The 14,361-nt window shown below is 62.3% G+C and carries 18 protein-coding genes; 7 read left to right on the forward strand and 11 right to left on the reverse strand.

Annotation, left to right across the window (positions count from 1 at the left end):
• Positions 1–102: 102 nt before the first annotated feature.
• The 5 genes from APY03_RS12425 (at position 103) to APY03_RS12445 (ending at position 2,672) form a co-directional block, all read left to right on the forward strand.
• Positions 103–564 (forward strand): CYTH domain-containing protein, encoded by a 462-nt coding sequence (locus APY03_RS12425; protein ID WP_068677249.1) that lies wholly within the window; start codon positions 103–105, stop codon positions 562–564.
• A 43-nt stretch (positions 565–607) separates the two neighbouring features.
• Positions 608–1,087, forward strand: coding sequence for a hypothetical protein (locus APY03_RS12430; RefSeq protein ID WP_068677252.1), 480 nt, complete (start codon positions 608–610; stop codon positions 1,085–1,087).
• Between the two features lie 41 nt (positions 1,088–1,128).
• Positions 1,129–1,389: a hypothetical protein gene (locus tag APY03_RS12435; RefSeq protein ID WP_068677254.1), complete on the forward strand. Its 261-nt coding sequence runs from the start codon at positions 1,129–1,131 to the stop codon at positions 1,387–1,389.
• A 104-nt stretch (positions 1,390–1,493) separates the two neighbouring features.
• The gene (locus APY03_RS12440) at positions 1,494–2,009 is read left to right on the forward strand and encodes a hypothetical protein (RefSeq protein WP_068677256.1); all 516 of its coding nucleotides are present in this window, start codon (positions 1,494–1,496) and stop codon (positions 2,007–2,009) included.
• A gap of 327 nt (positions 2,010–2,336) precedes the next feature.
• Complete coding sequence (locus APY03_RS12445) at positions 2,337–2,672, forward strand: hypothetical protein (RefSeq protein ID WP_068677259.1); 336 nt, start codon at positions 2,337–2,339, stop codon at positions 2,670–2,672.
• Positions 2,673–3,102: 430 nt separating this feature from the next.
• Here APY03_RS12445 and APY03_RS12455 read toward each other — a convergent pair whose 3' ends face one another.
• The 9 genes from APY03_RS12455 to APY03_RS12500 form a co-directional block, all read right to left on the reverse strand.
• On the reverse strand, positions 3,103–3,813 hold the full coding sequence (locus APY03_RS12455) for a hypothetical protein (protein WP_068677263.1): 711 nt from the start codon (positions 3,811–3,813) through the stop codon (positions 3,103–3,105).
• Positions 3,814–3,932: 119 nt separating this feature from the next.
• The gene (locus APY03_RS12460) at positions 3,933–4,589 is read right to left on the reverse strand and encodes a hypothetical protein (protein WP_068677265.1); all 657 of its coding nucleotides are present in this window, start codon (positions 4,587–4,589) and stop codon (positions 3,933–3,935) included.
• 106 nt (positions 4,590–4,695) lie between these two features.
• Entirely contained in the window at positions 4,696–5,127 is a 432-nt protein-coding gene (locus tag APY03_RS12465; protein ID WP_068677267.1) for a hypothetical protein, read from the reverse strand.
• A 902-nt stretch (positions 5,128–6,029) separates the two neighbouring features.
• Entirely contained in the window at positions 6,030–6,569 is a 540-nt protein-coding gene (locus APY03_RS12475; RefSeq protein ID WP_146039496.1) for a hypothetical protein, read from the reverse strand.
• Positions 6,570–6,681: 112 nt separating this feature from the next.
• Positions 6,682–7,068 (reverse strand): hypothetical protein, encoded by a 387-nt coding sequence (locus APY03_RS12480; protein WP_068677272.1) that lies wholly within the window; start codon positions 7,066–7,068, stop codon positions 6,682–6,684.
• 76 nt (positions 7,069–7,144) lie between these two features.
• Positions 7,145–7,780: a hypothetical protein gene (locus APY03_RS12485; RefSeq protein WP_068677274.1), complete on the reverse strand. Its 636-nt coding sequence runs from the start codon at positions 7,778–7,780 to the stop codon at positions 7,145–7,147.
• A 51-nt stretch (positions 7,781–7,831) separates the two neighbouring features.
• Complete coding sequence (locus APY03_RS12490) at positions 7,832–8,392, reverse strand: hypothetical protein (RefSeq protein ID WP_068677276.1); 561 nt, start codon at positions 8,390–8,392, stop codon at positions 7,832–7,834.
• Between the two features lie 118 nt (positions 8,393–8,510).
• The gene (locus APY03_RS12495) at positions 8,511–8,717 is read right to left on the reverse strand and encodes a hypothetical protein (protein WP_068677278.1); all 207 of its coding nucleotides are present in this window, start codon (positions 8,715–8,717) and stop codon (positions 8,511–8,513) included.
• Positions 8,718–8,776: 59 nt separating this feature from the next.
• Positions 8,777–9,973, reverse strand: a complete 1,197-nt coding sequence (locus tag APY03_RS12500; RefSeq protein WP_198161243.1) for an MSS51 C-terminal domain-containing protein — start codon at positions 9,971–9,973, stop codon at positions 8,777–8,779.
• Between the two features lie 224 nt (positions 9,974–10,197).
• On the opposite strand from APY03_RS12500, the gene APY03_RS12505 reads away from it, so the two are divergent.
• Positions 10,198–10,557 carry a hypothetical protein gene (locus tag APY03_RS12505; RefSeq protein WP_068677282.1) on the forward strand — a complete coding sequence of 120 codons (360 nt, stop codon included), beginning with the start codon at positions 10,198–10,200 and terminating at the stop codon, positions 10,555–10,557.
• 519 nt (positions 10,558–11,076) lie between these two features.
• Here APY03_RS12505 and APY03_RS12515 read toward each other — a convergent pair.
• Positions 11,077–11,847 (reverse strand): metallophosphoesterase, encoded by a 771-nt coding sequence (locus tag APY03_RS12515; RefSeq protein ID WP_068677286.1) that lies wholly within the window; start codon positions 11,845–11,847, stop codon positions 11,077–11,079.
• A 222-nt stretch (positions 11,848–12,069) separates the two neighbouring features.
• Positions 12,070–12,366 (reverse strand): hypothetical protein, encoded by a 297-nt coding sequence (locus APY03_RS41400; protein WP_102906933.1) that lies wholly within the window; start codon positions 12,364–12,366, stop codon positions 12,070–12,072.
• Between the two features lie 221 nt (positions 12,367–12,587).
• On the opposite strand from APY03_RS41400, the gene APY03_RS12525 reads away from it, so the two are divergent.
• The gene (locus APY03_RS12525) at positions 12,588–14,333 is read left to right on the forward strand and encodes a cache domain-containing protein (protein ID WP_068677290.1); all 1,746 of its coding nucleotides are present in this window, start codon (positions 12,588–12,590) and stop codon (positions 14,331–14,333) included.
• The last annotated feature ends 28 nt before the right edge of the window (positions 14,334–14,361 follow it).

Raw genomic sequence — 14,361 nt, forward strand, 5'->3', positions numbered from 1 at the left:
CGCGGGCGCGCGGGAGGTCCAATACGAGGGTTGAGGGCTTTGCCAGTCCTCGCCTGTGTAGCTAAGTGCCATCGCTAGACCCCCGAACTGAAAGGATTTGTCATGGCCACTGAAATCGAACGAAAGTTTCTTGTGAGGGACCGCTCCGTGCTCTCGGGGCTGGCCGGGACCCATATTGGCCAGGGATATCTGGCTGACAACGGAATGACCGTTCGAGTGCGGGTCGCTGGCGACAAGGGATTTCTGACCCTCAAGAGCAACACCCAAGGGCTATCCCGCGCGGAATTTGAGTACCCCATCCCCCTCAGCGATGCCGAGGACCTCCTGAACGGCCATGCAAGCTTGGGCCGCCTCACGAAGGTGCGCTACCTCATCCCCGTCCGCGATGTGACCTTCGAGGTCGACGTCTTTGAGGGCGAACTGGACGGTTTGGTCGTCGCAGAAGTTGAGCTTGGGTCCGAGGAACAGGACTTTCCGCGGCCGGCATGGCTCGGCGACGAGGTCAGCCACGACCCCAGGTACCGGAATTCGGAGCTGGCGGTAAGTCGCCGGGTCCCAGCCTAGGCCTGATTCTCTACACGAGAGAGGACAACTTCCCTCTACCTCAATGGAACACAACGAAAGCCAGGTCGCGCGAGCTCTCCTGCTGCTGAAGAAGAACGCCGCGGCAGCGATGCTCGAGATGAATGTCATGGCCGACTACGAGCTCCAAAAGGACTTGAAGGCGGTCACCGAGAGCCTGGCCCACCGGCTGATTGGCCCGGCAACCTACCCAAACGCGGCGTTCAACGACCAGCCGGAAGCGCTCGCCCGCTGCTTCTTGTTGGAGGACGAGCAACCCGACGCCTATGCCCACCTGGTGCGAGGCATCTGCGCCGAGGAATCCGAAGGCTTCCTTCAATGCTACGAAGGCTTGAAGCGCCTTGACGTTCTCGTGTGCGGCCTTGGCGACGACCACGACTACGCCTACAACCCTGAACAGGGTACGATTGAGGTGGATGCCCGGACGCCTACGGCGTACTACCTGACCCCCGCGAGATTTCTCACACTCTTGAAATCGAAGTTCAAGGAATCAAGGCAAGCCTGACGCTGGCCGCTCCCCAAAGAACCCCTTTTTTGCAGACAGATATGAAAAGCACACCGACTCCCCGCACCCACACTGCCCGCACGAAGGCCGAAGTCACCACGACGGTCGGTCCTTCGAAATACGAAGTCACGGTCCCCGCTGGGACGCGTTGCGCCAAGCTGGACGGCGGCTCCGAACCCTGGGTGGTCGATGACCTCAGCTTCATTGAGAACAAGCAAGGCATCCTGTATTCGGACGCCGATATTTACGGCATTCGAATCGAGGAGGCCAACCTGGCCGACATCACCCCGATTGCTCGCTGAGCAAGCCTTCTACCGTAGATTCACGAGCCCCGCACTGCGGGGCTTTTTTCTTGGGCAGGTCGCGCGGCTACCTACACACGGCAGGACTACTTTCAGGAGAACCGATGTTCAGAATGCACTTGAGCGAAGAATGCCGCAGCAGGCTAGACCAGGAGGCTTCGGAGGCGAACCGCTTGTACCGGCTTACCAATCAGTGGCTCGCGTCCGCACTGCTGAAGCTGGCGCGTGAAGCCCGGAAAAGTACGACCCTCCGACCCGACGACTGCACCTACGATTCCAGCCTCGTTTGGGGCGTGGTGCCCGAGCTCGCGCGCAGGCTTGGGAGGGTGAAGCTTGAGGTCGCCGAAATCGATTGGGAAGTCAGGGACCTGACCAACTATGAGCTGCGGTGCCGAATTGGCGCCACTCTCGGAAATGTGGCCGAGCGCAGTTCCGCTGCCTGGTTGCTGTTGACCAGAACGCCGGTGAACGGAAATCCCGTGGCGTATGGGGCCGACCGCCTGCAGCCAGGTGTAGTCGGGGACCGGCAAGACCGCCTTACGTGCGCTATCGCTGAGGTTGCTCGCTGTCGAGGCGTCGCCTACAGCGGCGTCTGGTCGCCGGCGCTGACCCCCGGCTGAAGGCCACTCTCGCAACATTCGGCCCCGCGGCATCCGCGGGGCTTTTTCTCGTCGCCCTGACCGCAGGTGTGGACGGTAAAACGCCCGCAGAAGCGGGCAGGGGAATGAGCGTGCTATTCGCGGCGCAATCCGATGAGCTTGGCCTAGTCCAGGGACGCAGTAGGCCCACGTCGCCAAGATGCTCGGTCAAGCCGCGATAAAGGTCGTCGCGCGGGAGCTGTGAGGCCGAGGTGGTATCGCGGCCGTCGTTGGGCAGGCTCGGCCTCCCTAAAGCGCCTGCCTAAAGTGCCTGCCTATACAGGTCTTGCACACACAAAGGACACAAGAATGAGCCACTTCGTCGCCATCCGCCCCCTCTCCGTTCCGATTGCAGCGTTCATGCAAGCGCCTGGGCCGGTGAAGATGGAAGAGGTACTCGCCGGTCCCATCCGCGCCCTCTACGAGGCCGGTCAAATCCGCGGCCCGGCAGAGATTCAGCTCCTCGACCTGACGTCTTCAGATGGCCGGCTCGCAGTAGACCAACTCAGTTTGGCAGCAAACGATGAGCTCGCCGTTCATGACGAGGAGTTTGCGGTGGCTGCGCAGACTGAAGTGCCCCCGAGCCCCAAACTGACGCCCGAGCCGCCCACCGCTGTAGTTCGCAAGCTCTCGTTGGTGCGCTGACAAGCCCTTTCGAAAGCCGACCTCGTGTCGGCTTTTCCCTGAGGCGATAAATGGCAGTGCTATTCCAAAGCTGGCGCGCCACCGTTGATGGCCCCTTTTGAGCAGCACCGCTTTATGAACAGAAATCTCCTCGCAGCAGCACTCCTGGCGATGACAGTCGCCCCAGCATTCGCCATGGGCGCCAATCGAAATGCCATCGTCCTCGTCGAAACCTCCGGCCCGCGATTCGAGGAGGCGAAGGCGCTCTGCAAGCGGGCAGGCCCGAACGTCAAGGACTGCGTACAGGCGAAACTGGTCGCAAGGGATGTGCTCGCGCTGGCCAGGGCACTAGTGCCTCACCCGCGGGCGCGGCAGCACCCCTAGCCCTCGGTCCCCGAGTCCATCGGACACGGAAAAACGCCCCGCTCGAGTTTCTGCGAGCGGGGCGAAATCATTTTGCCAATTCGGAATCGGCGGCGAGTGTTGCCTTAAGGACGTCCGGCTGCAGGCCAAGCGCTTCCAGCAAGCGGGCCGTGTGGTCGTAGGACGACGATTGCTGGCTTTCGAAGCCAAGTCGCTGGTAGTGGTGGAACGCGTCGTAGGCCTCAAGGTGGCGCTCGACCGTTGCGACGCCATCTTTCGCGCTGACCGCGGCAATGCCGAGCTGTCCTGTCTCTGACAACTTGACGTGGAACAGGCCGATGACGTGTCCGTTCTTCCTCATGAAGCTGTAATACTTCCCGAGCAGTTGCTTCCAAGGGCTATCCGCCGGCGCGTCGTAGCAATCCGCACAGAGCACGGTCCGCGAGTTCACGGGGATGTCGACGGCCTCCAGTTGCTGGCAGCGGGCGGCAAGCATTTGGGCCTGCGTCAGTTCCTCGTCTCGGCGTTCAGGCGGGAAGGAATAGTGTTCAACCGCAATGCCCTTCCAGTAGACGTTTCCGTCGGGTGCCTTGGTGAGGTGCGGCGCCAGATACGTCCGCTGCCAGGTTGCGTACGTCCCCTCGGTGACGTTCCTATGCATTGCCTCGAACAGCTCGACGGCTCTGCTGGTCAAACGGCCGTTGACCGCGCCTTCCAGCAGATGAAGGTCTGAAGGGCTCAGGTCGTCGCCGTCGTTGGTCTTCTGAAGAATGGCGATTGCCATGTCTGAGTGGGTCATGGGATGCTCCTGTATTTCCTGCGACGTGTAGGAAAGCGCTTCAGGGGCGGCCCGAAGGTTCGGCATTCAGAGACAAAGAAAAGGCGAGCCCTGGGTCGGGCTAGCTCGAATGATTGTGGTCAACGCCTTGCTGGGGCGCGCTGCTCCACGTCCCAACGGCAAAGGGCGCTCATGGAGATGCAGCCCCTTGGGGCAGAGAAGTTTGCTGGGTCCAGGCGGTCGGCCCACCAGACCCCGTCGAACACATCGAGTTCCTCGACAATGCCGGTCAGCACCATGTCAACCGCCAGGTCATCAGAAACCGCTTGCCCCGTTACTTTGGCGAGGAGCGGGGTGACGACGTCCATCTCGATGAGGTCCGTCGTGATGTTCTCCGCCCATTGCTCGATATCGTCGGCTTCGGCCCTAGCCTTGTCTTCGTCGGCGAAAAGGCAGTACCGCTTGTCGCCCACCTCGGGGTCGGTCCACTGCAACCTGTGCCTGGTTGCCCGTTGTAGCCAGCCGCGGCGGGTACCTTCCTGCGCGAGTTTATGTTGCTGGCTAGGGCCAAGGCGGCGGTAGTCGATGAAGCGGCCGGCGCTTCGGTCCTTGCGGCTCAGCACCCAGAGTGGCAGGCCACCAAGGCGCGCGATTTGCTCCCAGGCATCGGGGTGCCGAGACACGGAGAGCCCGGCGCCTTCGTAGCTCACGCCTCGAACGCCTTTGTCGACAGGGTTGAGGCTGCCTTGGTGCCAAAGCTTGCGGAAGCTCCGGCTCGGATAGGATGAGAGGTTCATTGGTACGGGTAAGTTGTCCTTCCTCCTGTAGCTACGAGTGCGCTGACGCGGCCGCCCCAAGAGAAAGGCCGTCCACAGGGACGGCCCAATCAGGGTGCGGGCGGAGCTAAGCTTTCCATGCAGGAGAAAACTCGACCTCGTGAGCGAGCAGCTTTGCTGCCGTGATACCAACGACGGTTTGCAGGTCGTAGCCTTCCGTGCTGTTCCCGCCCACGTATGCGTGGCAGCTGTACCAGTGGTTGACCACGGTTTCGGATTCAGCGCCTTCACCATAGATGGCGTGAGAGCCCGAGACGAGTCCGACGTTTGCCAGGAGTTCCCCGGTGAGGCGCCAATCGGTCGTCGGGGAATACGGGCCCCACTCGTGGTCGGTCAGCACCCGCGGAGGCTGCTGCGGGGGCACCGCATCAACGTCGATTTGCTTGTGACAAAGCAGCGCGATGGCCAGGTCGAGCTCTGGACCAGTCATGCTGTCCGGTTCAATACGAAGCAGGGCTTCGGCAGCTTGACGACGCTGGGAAAGGCTGAGGATTTCCATGGATTTCCAGGTAGTTGGGTTCTGCCCTGTGTAGAAAACGGGCCCGCTTGCCGTGGGCGCAGGACTCGCCTCGGCTTAAGGGGCTACGGTGGGGAGGTCGTCTTGCGTTCGCGTCACCGCCATGCGCACGGTGCGGACATCAAGGTGCCGAGCCTTCAACTCCTCAAGGAAACTCAGTTGACGTTTTGGCGTGTAGATGCTCTGTCCGTCGCCTTCGGTGTACCGAGGCGTTGAGAAGAATCCCATGAGCATGCTCGAGTCGCACCGACGCGCCGGAAATCCCCAAGAGGTGCAAAGGTCCGGGCAGTCATACTCGACGCGGCCCCACCTGGCCAGCAGCGTTGCTTTCAGCTGTGGCACGGAACGAAGCCTCTTGGGGTGGGCAAACGGTGCGGACCGGAGTTGGACCGAAAAGGAGAACGTAGCGAGGTCGTATCCCCGCTGCGCGAGTTCGACCAAAAGCCCGGGGTCTGGCGACGGGTGCGGCGGGAGGAAGCTGAGAATCGTCACACGGGGTTCAAGTAGCGCACCCTTCAGGAAATCGAAGTCGCCGTCGCATATTCCCGCTCCCCGGTGAAACTCGATGTACGGTGTTCCGTCAGGACGGCGGCGCCTCCCTCGCGCAAGGAATTCACCTGGGCGAGCCCGGCACAAAGCGGGTACCGCGTCACAAGCGCAGATGGCGGGCAGTGTCGTGGCGGGGGCGGGTAGGACGGTCATTGCGTCAAGCGGCAAGCAGGTTTGTTCAGGCATTTCAGGCGAGCGCCGTCAGGCGGTCAGCGCGCAGGTGGGGCGCCACGTCGGCAAGCTCGCACCCAGGTCGTCTAGGTGCCGGATTTAGCGGAGCAGCGCGGCCGCAGGTGCACGACGAAGCACCCGGCGCGAACGGGCGAGGGGTCGGGCTAGTTGCGCTTCGGCTTCGGCGGAAAGCACTCTGCGAACCAGGCTTGCACCGGCTTCGACACCGCGAGCCAGCCCAGGCCGCCCATTGCGGGGCTGAGGACAACCAGAGCCAGCAGGCACCACAGCAGAAACGGCTGAAGGGGCTGCGCCGTTACCGTAGGGTCTCCCTTGGCCAAGAGCCGCAGCACTACGGCACCCGCGGACATTGTGAGCGCGATGACAACGATGAGGAGCGCCGGCACGGCACCCGACATTGCGGCGAACCAGGCGCGCTCTGCGGGCTGCATGGCTCGATTCTCCCGGCGAGCAAAGGTCACGTTGGCGGCACCGGAAAGGACGAAGAGCGACAGCAAGCCGGTGATTGCCCAGAAAACAGGTTTTCCGAAAGAGAGCAGGCCGTTAAGCCAGAAGCATGCGTACAAGACGGACAGCCCCGCGCCCGCTCCGGTCAGGAATGGGACAACCACCGGGGCGTGGGCTTGTAGCGCTCGTGCTGACAGACCCATGCGTTCACAAAGCTTCAGGAAAATAGAGGACATGAAGGCGTATAGCGCCTGGAGCTCAGCTTTTCTCTGTGCCTGAGGCAAAGGAAAGCGCCCTCCATATGGAGGGCGCGGAATGAGGCATGCTAGGCGTAGCCCGGGCTCCTTGTTACAACGCCGGACGTTGCGCGTAGTCGCTTAAATATCTGTCCATCAGCGCCAGGTGCTTGGCAGCAAGAACATAGGATTCATCCTCGGTGCGCGTGGATGGAATCAACTCGGTGCTGCCAGGGAAGCCCATCGGTGTGGCCACGAAAAAGTGCTGCGCGTTTGCATCGCTAGGCAGCAAATCGCCGTACACGGCGCCGAGCTGGTACACAGCGATATCGTAGATGTAGCACAGCAGACGGCTCAGCATTGCTTCTGGGCCGGCGCCCTTGAGCCCATTGAGGGCCCCCAGCAAGTCAGCGGTGCGCTTCGAGAACGCGTCGTCGCGAATCGCTTCCCAGATTTGCAGCAAGTTGGACTCGGCCAGGTTCGGAGGATTTTGGTTCATTGGTCAAAGGGTGGTTGTCCTTTGACGTGTAGCCAGGAGGGCTCCGCTCGCCCCATGTCGCGGCTTTGCAGCCTGCTTACCGGCGGATGCTGCGGGCGTTCTTCTCTGGCGTCCCCGATAGAACGGCCTCGAGCGCGGGCCATTTTTTGCGTGCGGCTATCTCTTCTCTCCACAGTTCATGCACCATTTCTTCGACGGGGCGCAAAAGCAGTTGACGCTGCGGCATCTCGCCGAAGATGCCCCAGTAGCCCGTCTCGAGTACGCGCGTCGTGACAAAGTCCAGGTCGAAGGGTATGCCCACATAGGCGCACTCCTCCGGGTTCTCCCACGTCGGGTCGACGACGGTTCCGTCGTGGGTAACACACCAGGCGTGGGCTGTCGCCATGGCAGATAGCGCATAGCCCTCGACGTAGACAAACCTGTCGGGGAACTCTGTCGCAAGCTGGGCGGCGTTGCAGAAGCACTGCCTCTTCACGGCATTTCGCGCGATATCTCTCGGGTAGGGCGCCGCCTTGAAGACCTTGCCCCGATGCAGCACGTACACATACAGCATCGCACCAAACGTCGCAAAGGACTGCAGCTGAGCGCGCAGAGTGGCCTCGGCTGGCGTGAGGGAGGAGGGCCAGTGCTCGAAGAAGGCTGCGGCAGTTGCATGCCGGCTGGCTACTTCGTCAATCTGCTGGTCGGCATCTGGGGCGGTTTGGTGGGGCATGAAGGGTCGTTGCACTGGACCCCTTATTCTGCCTTGCCTGAATTACGTCGGTCACCGACGCCGAAGGGCGAAGGTGACGATGCCTGCGGCGACAGCGCCCTTGCTCTTTGCCTTCCCTGCATAGGAGTGAAGCCGCGCGAGCGCACTCTCCGCGCCGTCCGGGGATTTCCAGCCCATCATCTCGAACTTGAGGTCAGGAATCGCAGGCGTGCCGTTCGGCGCGGAGCGGACGTAGTCGGGTTTCAGGCCACCAAGGGCTCGCTTGTAGGCCTCGTAGGCTGCTTCAATCTTTGCCGGGTCATCGCTTCGATATTCAAGGGATGCGGCCACGAGGCCCTGCTCGGGGTCGAAATCGACGCCCCGAACCGAGAACTCGAACTCACCTAGGTTCAGCACCCGATGCGTAGGCGACTTGGCCGTCGTCCGCGACTCGAGCTCTTCGCGGGACATGCCGCGCCAAAAGCCAACCTGGGACTGCGTGAGGAGCTCGAACGCCGTCGAGTCGTCAGCCGCTGCGCTTAGGAGGCCTGCTGACGGACCGCCTTGTGCATTCGCAACTGGAATGCCGCACGCGATGACGACGGCGAAGACGAGGGGGAGAAGGGATTTCATCGTTCAGTTCCGAAAGGGGTTGCTGTTGAATAGCGCGCGGCGCTTAAACGAGCGATTGGCATCGGCACTGGCCAGCAAAAAGCCCTGCATCGGCAGGGCTCTGTCGGGCTACGGCCGCTCAGGCGACGTTGAAGCCGACCTTCCGGCTTTGAGCGATTGCCCGCAGACGTTGCACGACACGCACTACGGTCGTTAGCGCGTCCTTGCACAGGTGGAAGGCGTCGCTGAACGTGTAGCCGTCCTTCGTGCCACCTTGCGCGGCTGCCTGGGCAGCGAGCTGGCGCTCAAAATCATCAGTGAACTTCGGGCTGTGCGAGACGGGCATGACGGTTGCTCCAAGTAGTAGAGGAAGGGTTTACCCTACGTATAGCTCAGCGCTCAAAGTTAGCCCTCGCCTATAGAGTCGGAAATGCCGCCGGGGCCCGGGTCGCCAGGCATCGACCCTTTCCTTGCTTCCAACGGGGAGCCGAAGAGGTCGAAGTAGGTCTCTGGTGCCCTCTTTGCACTCGACAAAAGCACTGGCTCCACGTATCCCCGGAACTTCTCGGACGCCCAGATGAACCTGTCAACCGGGTGGGCCTCCTCGCCAGGGAAATCGGCCAGGAAGTCGAGCGGTACTGCAGGAATGCGCTCCACAAGCTCGAAGCGCCCGACCGTGTTTTGGCCGAGCAGTTGGCCGGACTCCAGGCACAGAAGCACGCCGGCGGGCATGCCGACCAACCGGGCTCGTTCATCGGTGGCCACGTTTTGAATCGGGACCACACCGCCGATGAATCCGAAGATGGCGTTCCCCGAGGAGGAAAAGCCGGGCTTGGCTTGGTCGAGCGCGAGGTAGAAGCGAACGAGCTCCGCCTTGATGGCCTTGAAATCTGCGGCGGGTACGAGGGTGGGGTCCAGCGTCCAGGTAAGGGCGGCCCATTGGCCTCCAAATCTGGCGTTGTCCCTTTCGAGCGCGAAAGGATTCGCCTGTGCCAGACCGCGCATGGCTGCGCCGTACTTGCGTACCAACCACTCGTCGTGCCAAAGCTCCTCAACACAAGAGGCGGCCAATCCGATTGGAACGCCGGCGTCCATCAACGGTAATAGGCCCTGCTCCCGCGACAGCCAGGAGCCACCGAAGGCTTCCATGCCGGGGTGGAACACGAAGCACACGTCGGGCGTTGCCTCGCTCTGGGGGCGCTCCGCCCACCAGCTTGAAAGAGCATCCGCGGCGAGCTCTGCCGTAGGCAGGTTGCTCACAGCGTCTGCTCCGGCGCTCGTGATGATGCCGGACCGTTCGTTTGCCGAGCGAATGCTCGCGTTCTCTGTCCCCTGCTTCAGTTCCGGCCCGACTAACGTGACCCGCACCGTCATTTTTGGCCGTCCAAGCAACGTGGGCAGGTATTGGTACCAGCGACCTTCGTCCAGGCTGTCCGGGCCCTTCGCGGCGCCAGCAATCACGACATGGAGATGCGGACGCTCGAGCAAGGCGGGTACTTCCTGCGCAATCCACCGGGCGACCGTGGCGGGCGCCACGAGAACGGTCTGGAGAAATTCCTTCGGGAAGCGCTTCAGGCGCAGCCCAAGCGAGGCCTGCGTCACCTCGCGCAGGAGATGGCGCCAGGTGGAGTGGTCAAGGGCGGGGACGTGTGCGGGCATGTGAAGCGTAGGGAAGTGCTCGTTCGGTCCTGTAGCAAGGCCCTTTAGCCGGAGGCAGGGTTAAGGGGTGCTACGCCCAACAGGGGCGAGGCGGAGGAGCCTCGTACGCAGAAGCTATTTAAAGGGGCTTCGCTAAACGCTTCAGGAACAACCCCCTGGAGCTTTTGATGACCGCTCTTTTTCACAAGGATGTTTTTATGCCGGCGCGCCTGGCTGAGCCATGCCACCGTGGACCTCTGAGGTACACGAGGCACGCCCTCAATGAAGCCAACAGCGACCGGTACGGTAAGGTGACGTTGCTCCATGCCTTTATCCCGGAGCAAGCAACCCTCATCGAAACGGAAGCGGAAGACGGCCCCGACGGTCGAAATAGCCGCGTTGTCAAGCAACTGTGGCGCTGCCCAATGGACGAGTATCGTGACCTAGTCATGGCGCTCCTGCCAGGGGGCGTCGTCAAGACAGTCTGGGTCAACTTGCGCTCTGACAAGCATCGAACCCTCAACAAGGCTCGCTACGCTCGCCGCTGATGTTTTCCTGCTGCCCTCCCCGAGGGCAGCATTTTTTTGCTCGGGCGCAACGGCCTATGGTTGAGCTTGGCCCCAAAACGCGCTTGCAACTGCAGTGAGTGCCGAGGCTCGCCCGGCCCAAAACAAGCGCTCCGGCTCTGCCTCTGCTCGGGCTGCTTGGCAAGCTAGTTCATGCCAGGTTGGCCGCGCGAGGCTTTGCACCGCGCCTGCCAGCTGTTCCGCTTGCTCAGCCGCCCAATGCCACTGTGCAGGGAGCTGAAGCGCATGCTCGCCCGGCGCCTCAGGGACTTGCACGTGAGCCGGTAAGCCCGAATAGTCGTCTTCGAACTCCGAGGCCTCGGCTAAGCCTCCCGAGAGGAATTGGAAGACCAGATTGAGCCCGCTGTCGAAGCCGACGGAGAAAGGGTCAGGGGCTTCGCGCATGCTGATAGCGAGGGCAGAGCGAATCGCCCTGAGCTGGTCTTTACTCAGGCCGATGTCCGAAAGGTAGAGGGCGTATTCGCTGCGGAGCATGACTGCCTAAACCTCGACGACCATGGCAGGGTTGAAGTCGACGTTGAGGCTACGGGGGCCGCCGCGTGGGTTGCAGAGCACGCGTGTCGAGCCGACCATATAGTCGTGCGTTGCGTGCATGTGGCCGTGGACCCAAAGCTTGGCCATCGAGTTGCCCACGTACTCGTCCATGTCAGAGGCATAGGCCCCGTTGAGTGGTGAGTACCGGAAGCCCCGGGTGAGCGAACGTACGGACGGTGCGTGGTGCGTTATGACCACCACCTTCTCCGAGTAGGCGTTGGTCAATCCGCGGTCTAGCGCGCGCAGGCCTCGCTCATGCATCCGCACTGCGTCGTTCAAGCGAAGGTTCCTGGCGCTTCCCGTCCCATCGCCGATGCGGATGTACTGAAAGTCGCCCATGAGGTCCTGGGCGGCATGCTTGGCCAGCACGGACGACGCAGGGCCGTCAATCTGAAAGTCGGACCACAGCGGAGTTCCGACGAATCGCACCCCCTGCAGCTCTACGGACTTGTTGTGCAGCAGGTAGACGTCGCCTGCGCACGCAATGCGGTGCATGTTCAGCAAGCGCTCCGAAATCACCCCGTCGTAGAAATCATGGTTCCCCGGCACGAAGAAGACGGGCTTCCCCGCAGTCTGGGCAAGCTCGACGCACCACACGGCGGAGCGTGCACCATCGTCGAAAAGGTCGCCGGCCACCACGATAGCGTCGGCTTCGGTGAGCGGCGCCGTCCAGGCTGCGCCGTCCATATGGAGGTCGGAGAGGATTTGAAGGTTCATGGCCGAGCTGGGAATCAGCTCTCGTGTAGGGCCGTGACTTATCCCCTGCTGCCCCTTCGGCGCACGGGCATACCGAAAGGCAAGCCAAGGCTTGCCTTGAAAAAGGCGTGAAACCGCCATCACCCAGGATGGGTGGGGGAGGCGACGTGGGCGGGCGCGAGAGGCAGGCGTGAAAAAGGGCACCAAAAGGTGCCCCGTGTTGAATGTTGGAGTACTTCCTGCTTAGTGGCCCGAAAAAAGCTCGCGAACGCCGCCGGACAGCTGCTCGAGATGCACCCGCTCTTGACGGGTCAGCCGGGCAAGGCCACTCGAGTGCGGATTGCGGCGGGCATTGCTGCACAGGCCGCAGTTCGTATTTCCACAGTCCATTGCGTGGTGTTTGCGGAAGCGGCCACGCTGAACAGAAACGCGAGCGTCGTTAACGGCCGTGGCGCGAGACCTGGCGATTGCCACTTGGCGCTGGATGGCGACGGCATCGAGAAAGCGTCGTTGGGCGCGGCTGTTGGTCTGAACTTGCATTAAATCTCCTTGGTGCAAAGCACGGAGGTTGTCCGTGCCACCTATAGCGAACGCCCCTGTCCTCGCGGGACCATGATGCGCGGTAGGAAGCGAGACGCCGAAAACCAAGCGCTGACAGCACTTGTGACCGCCGGGTTAGCCGCAGGGGCCTCATCGGCGATGGCGGCCTAAAGCTTCCGGTCCTCGCGCCGATAACCCATAGGCAACCCCTGAGATATCGAATGCTGGCCCGCCGAATTCCCCTTCAATACGTCTTGGCCCTGTCGGCGTTCGTCGTGACCAGTGTCACCGTGGCCTTTGCCGTCTGGTCGGCCTGTTCCTCCCGTGAGCGCTCCATCGAAGAAGCATACAGGGAAGGGCAGCTCGTGGCCCAAAGCCTCTCCGGTCACCTGTCGGCCTCCTTGCGGGACGTAACGAACACGCTCCACGCCTCGGCTTCGGCCATCCGCGCAGAGGGCGGCTACCGCGCCCTCTCGCCCGCGAGGGTGCATCAAGCCATCGCACGCGAGGTGCTCGATAACGCCGTCATTGCGACCCTTCTGGCGGTGGGCCCGAATGGCGAGGTGGTCGCAAGTTCTGGGCGCGTCACCCCGCCTGACGCCTACTTCAAGGACTGCGAAACACTCGCCTACTTTAAGAAAACGCCCCTGGACCGCGGGACCCACATCGGAGAGCCGCGGCGGGCGCCCGATGGCACCGAGTGGGTGCTGCCAATTTCCAAAGCGATTTACGACGACAAGGGGAAGTTTGGCGGCATGGTCATGGCGTTGGTCGACCTGCGCTACGTGCGGACTTTCTATCGCTCGTTGACCACCCGGCCCCACACGGTCCTTTCCCTGGTGAGCGACCGGGGAATCTTGCTGACACGTGTGCCATACACCGCCAGTACGGTCGGGGACAACCTTGCCGGAACCACCCTGCCTGTGGGCTCGTTCGGCGCCGAGGGCACATTCACCATTCCGGCGGGCGTTGCCAAGGACGGTCGGGCCAAATTCGCGGCATACAGCCGTGTTCCCGGCCATCCGCTTATCGTGGCGGTCGGGCTGGACAGGATTCAGGTGTTCAAAGCCTGGCGAGAGGTCACGCGCGGCGTCATCCTGTTCTGCACTGTGGGTCTGGTCTTCTTTTGGGCCATGTGTGCCGCAATCTTTGCCTGGCTACGCCGCCTGCGAGCCGAGGAGGAGCGTTTCGAACTTGCCGCAAGCGGGCTGCGCGAGGGCGTATTCGACTACAGCACCGAGCCCCGACGGTTCTATCGGTCACGCCAGCTCGCCAATCTTGCGGGCCACCGTGGTCCGACCTGGGGGAGAACGCTTGAAGCCTTCCTTGGCGCCCTCGCGCCTGAGGAAAAGCGCCGCGTCCTGCGACGATTCCTGTGGGCGACCCGAAATCGAGAGGGATTTCGTTTTGACGTGAGCATCGAGCGCAGCCTTGGCGGGGCTGATGTCCTCTTCGTATCGGGGCAGGTCGTCAAGGACGCTGCGGGTCAAATTGTCCGGGTATGCGGCATCGTTTGCGACATCACGGAACTTCGACGTGCCGAGACCGAGGCAAAACGATACGCCCGTCGCTACGGCGTCCTGTTTGAGCAGGCCAATGACGGCATCGCACTGTTTCGGGACGGCAAGTTGATGGAAGCGAACCCGAAGCTGCTTCGGATGCTCCGCATGAGCCGCGCCGATGAGCTTGCCGGATTTGACCCCTGGGACCTCGCCCCTCGGCTGCAACCGGATGGGCAGCTCTCGCGCGAGATGGCCCTGAGCAAGATGCAATCGGCGCTTTCAGGGCTACCCGTGTATTTCACTTGGCGCGTGCGCCGCGTAGACGGCTCGGAATTCACCGTCAGCATCAGCCTGACGCTGGTGGCCGTCGACGGCGCGCCTCAGCTCCTTGCTCATGTGCGAGACGTGCGCCACATGCAAATCGACGAACGAGTCACCGAGCCCGGCGCACTGCTCTCCCTTTAATGCGTCGTTGCAGCGGGCCGTCAGGTCC

This window comes from Variovorax sp. WDL1, assembly GCF_001541225.1.
Lineage (GTDB): Bacteria > Pseudomonadota > Gammaproteobacteria > Burkholderiales > Burkholderiaceae_C > Variovorax.

Bases quoted from the DNA above. Each gene is read 5' to 3' on its own strand.
- APY03_RS12490 (WP_068677276.1), bottom strand. From the start codon at position 8,392: ATGAAATCCCTTCTCCCCCTCGTCTTCGCCGTCGTCATCGCGTGCGGC.
- APY03_RS12455 (WP_068677263.1), bottom strand. From the start codon at position 3,813: ATGACCCACTCAGACATGGCAATCGCCATTCTTCAGAAGACCAACGAC.
- APY03_RS12430 (WP_068677252.1), top strand. From the start codon at position 608: ATGGAACACAACGAAAGCCAGGTCGCGCGAGCTCTCCTGCTGCTGAAG.
- APY03_RS12425 (WP_068677249.1), top strand. From the start codon at position 103: ATGGCCACTGAAATCGAACGAAAGTTTCTTGTGAGGGACCGCTCCGTG.
- APY03_RS12515 (WP_068677286.1), bottom strand. From the start codon at position 11,847: ATGAACCTTCAAATCCTCTCCGACCTCCATATGGACGGCGCAGCCTGG.
- APY03_RS12480 (WP_068677272.1), bottom strand. From the start codon at position 7,068: ATGAACCAAAATCCTCCGAACCTGGCCGAGTCCAACTTGCTGCAAATC.
- APY03_RS12505 (WP_068677282.1), top strand. From the start codon at position 10,198: ATGACCGCTCTTTTTCACAAGGATGTTTTTATGCCGGCGCGCCTGGCT.
- APY03_RS12445 (WP_068677259.1), top strand. From the start codon at position 2,337: ATGAGCCACTTCGTCGCCATCCGCCCCCTCTCCGTTCCGATTGCAGCG.
- APY03_RS12475 (WP_146039496.1), bottom strand. From the start codon at position 6,569: ATGTCCTCTATTTTCCTGAAGCTTTGTGAACGCATGGGTCTGTCAGCA.
- APY03_RS12460 (WP_068677265.1), bottom strand. From the start codon at position 4,589: ATGAACCTCTCATCCTATCCGAGCCGGAGCTTCCGCAAGCTTTGGCAC.
- APY03_RS12465 (WP_068677267.1), bottom strand. From the start codon at position 5,127: ATGGAAATCCTCAGCCTTTCCCAGCGTCGTCAAGCTGCCGAAGCCCTG.
- APY03_RS12440 (WP_068677256.1), top strand. From the start codon at position 1,494: ATGTTCAGAATGCACTTGAGCGAAGAATGCCGCAGCAGGCTAGACCAG.
- APY03_RS12485 (WP_068677274.1), bottom strand. From the start codon at position 7,780: ATGCCCCACCAAACCGCCCCAGATGCCGACCAGCAGATTGACGAAGTA.
- APY03_RS12525 (WP_068677290.1), top strand. From the start codon at position 12,588: ATGCTGGCCCGCCGAATTCCCCTTCAATACGTCTTGGCCCTGTCGGCG.
- APY03_RS12435 (WP_068677254.1), top strand. From the start codon at position 1,129: ATGAAAAGCACACCGACTCCCCGCACCCACACTGCCCGCACGAAGGCC.
- APY03_RS12495 (WP_068677278.1), bottom strand. From the start codon at position 8,717: ATGCCCGTCTCGCACAGCCCGAAGTTCACTGATGATTTTGAGCGCCAG.
- APY03_RS41400 (WP_102906933.1), bottom strand. From the start codon at position 12,366: ATGCAAGTTCAGACCAACAGCCGCGCCCAACGACGCTTTCTCGATGCC.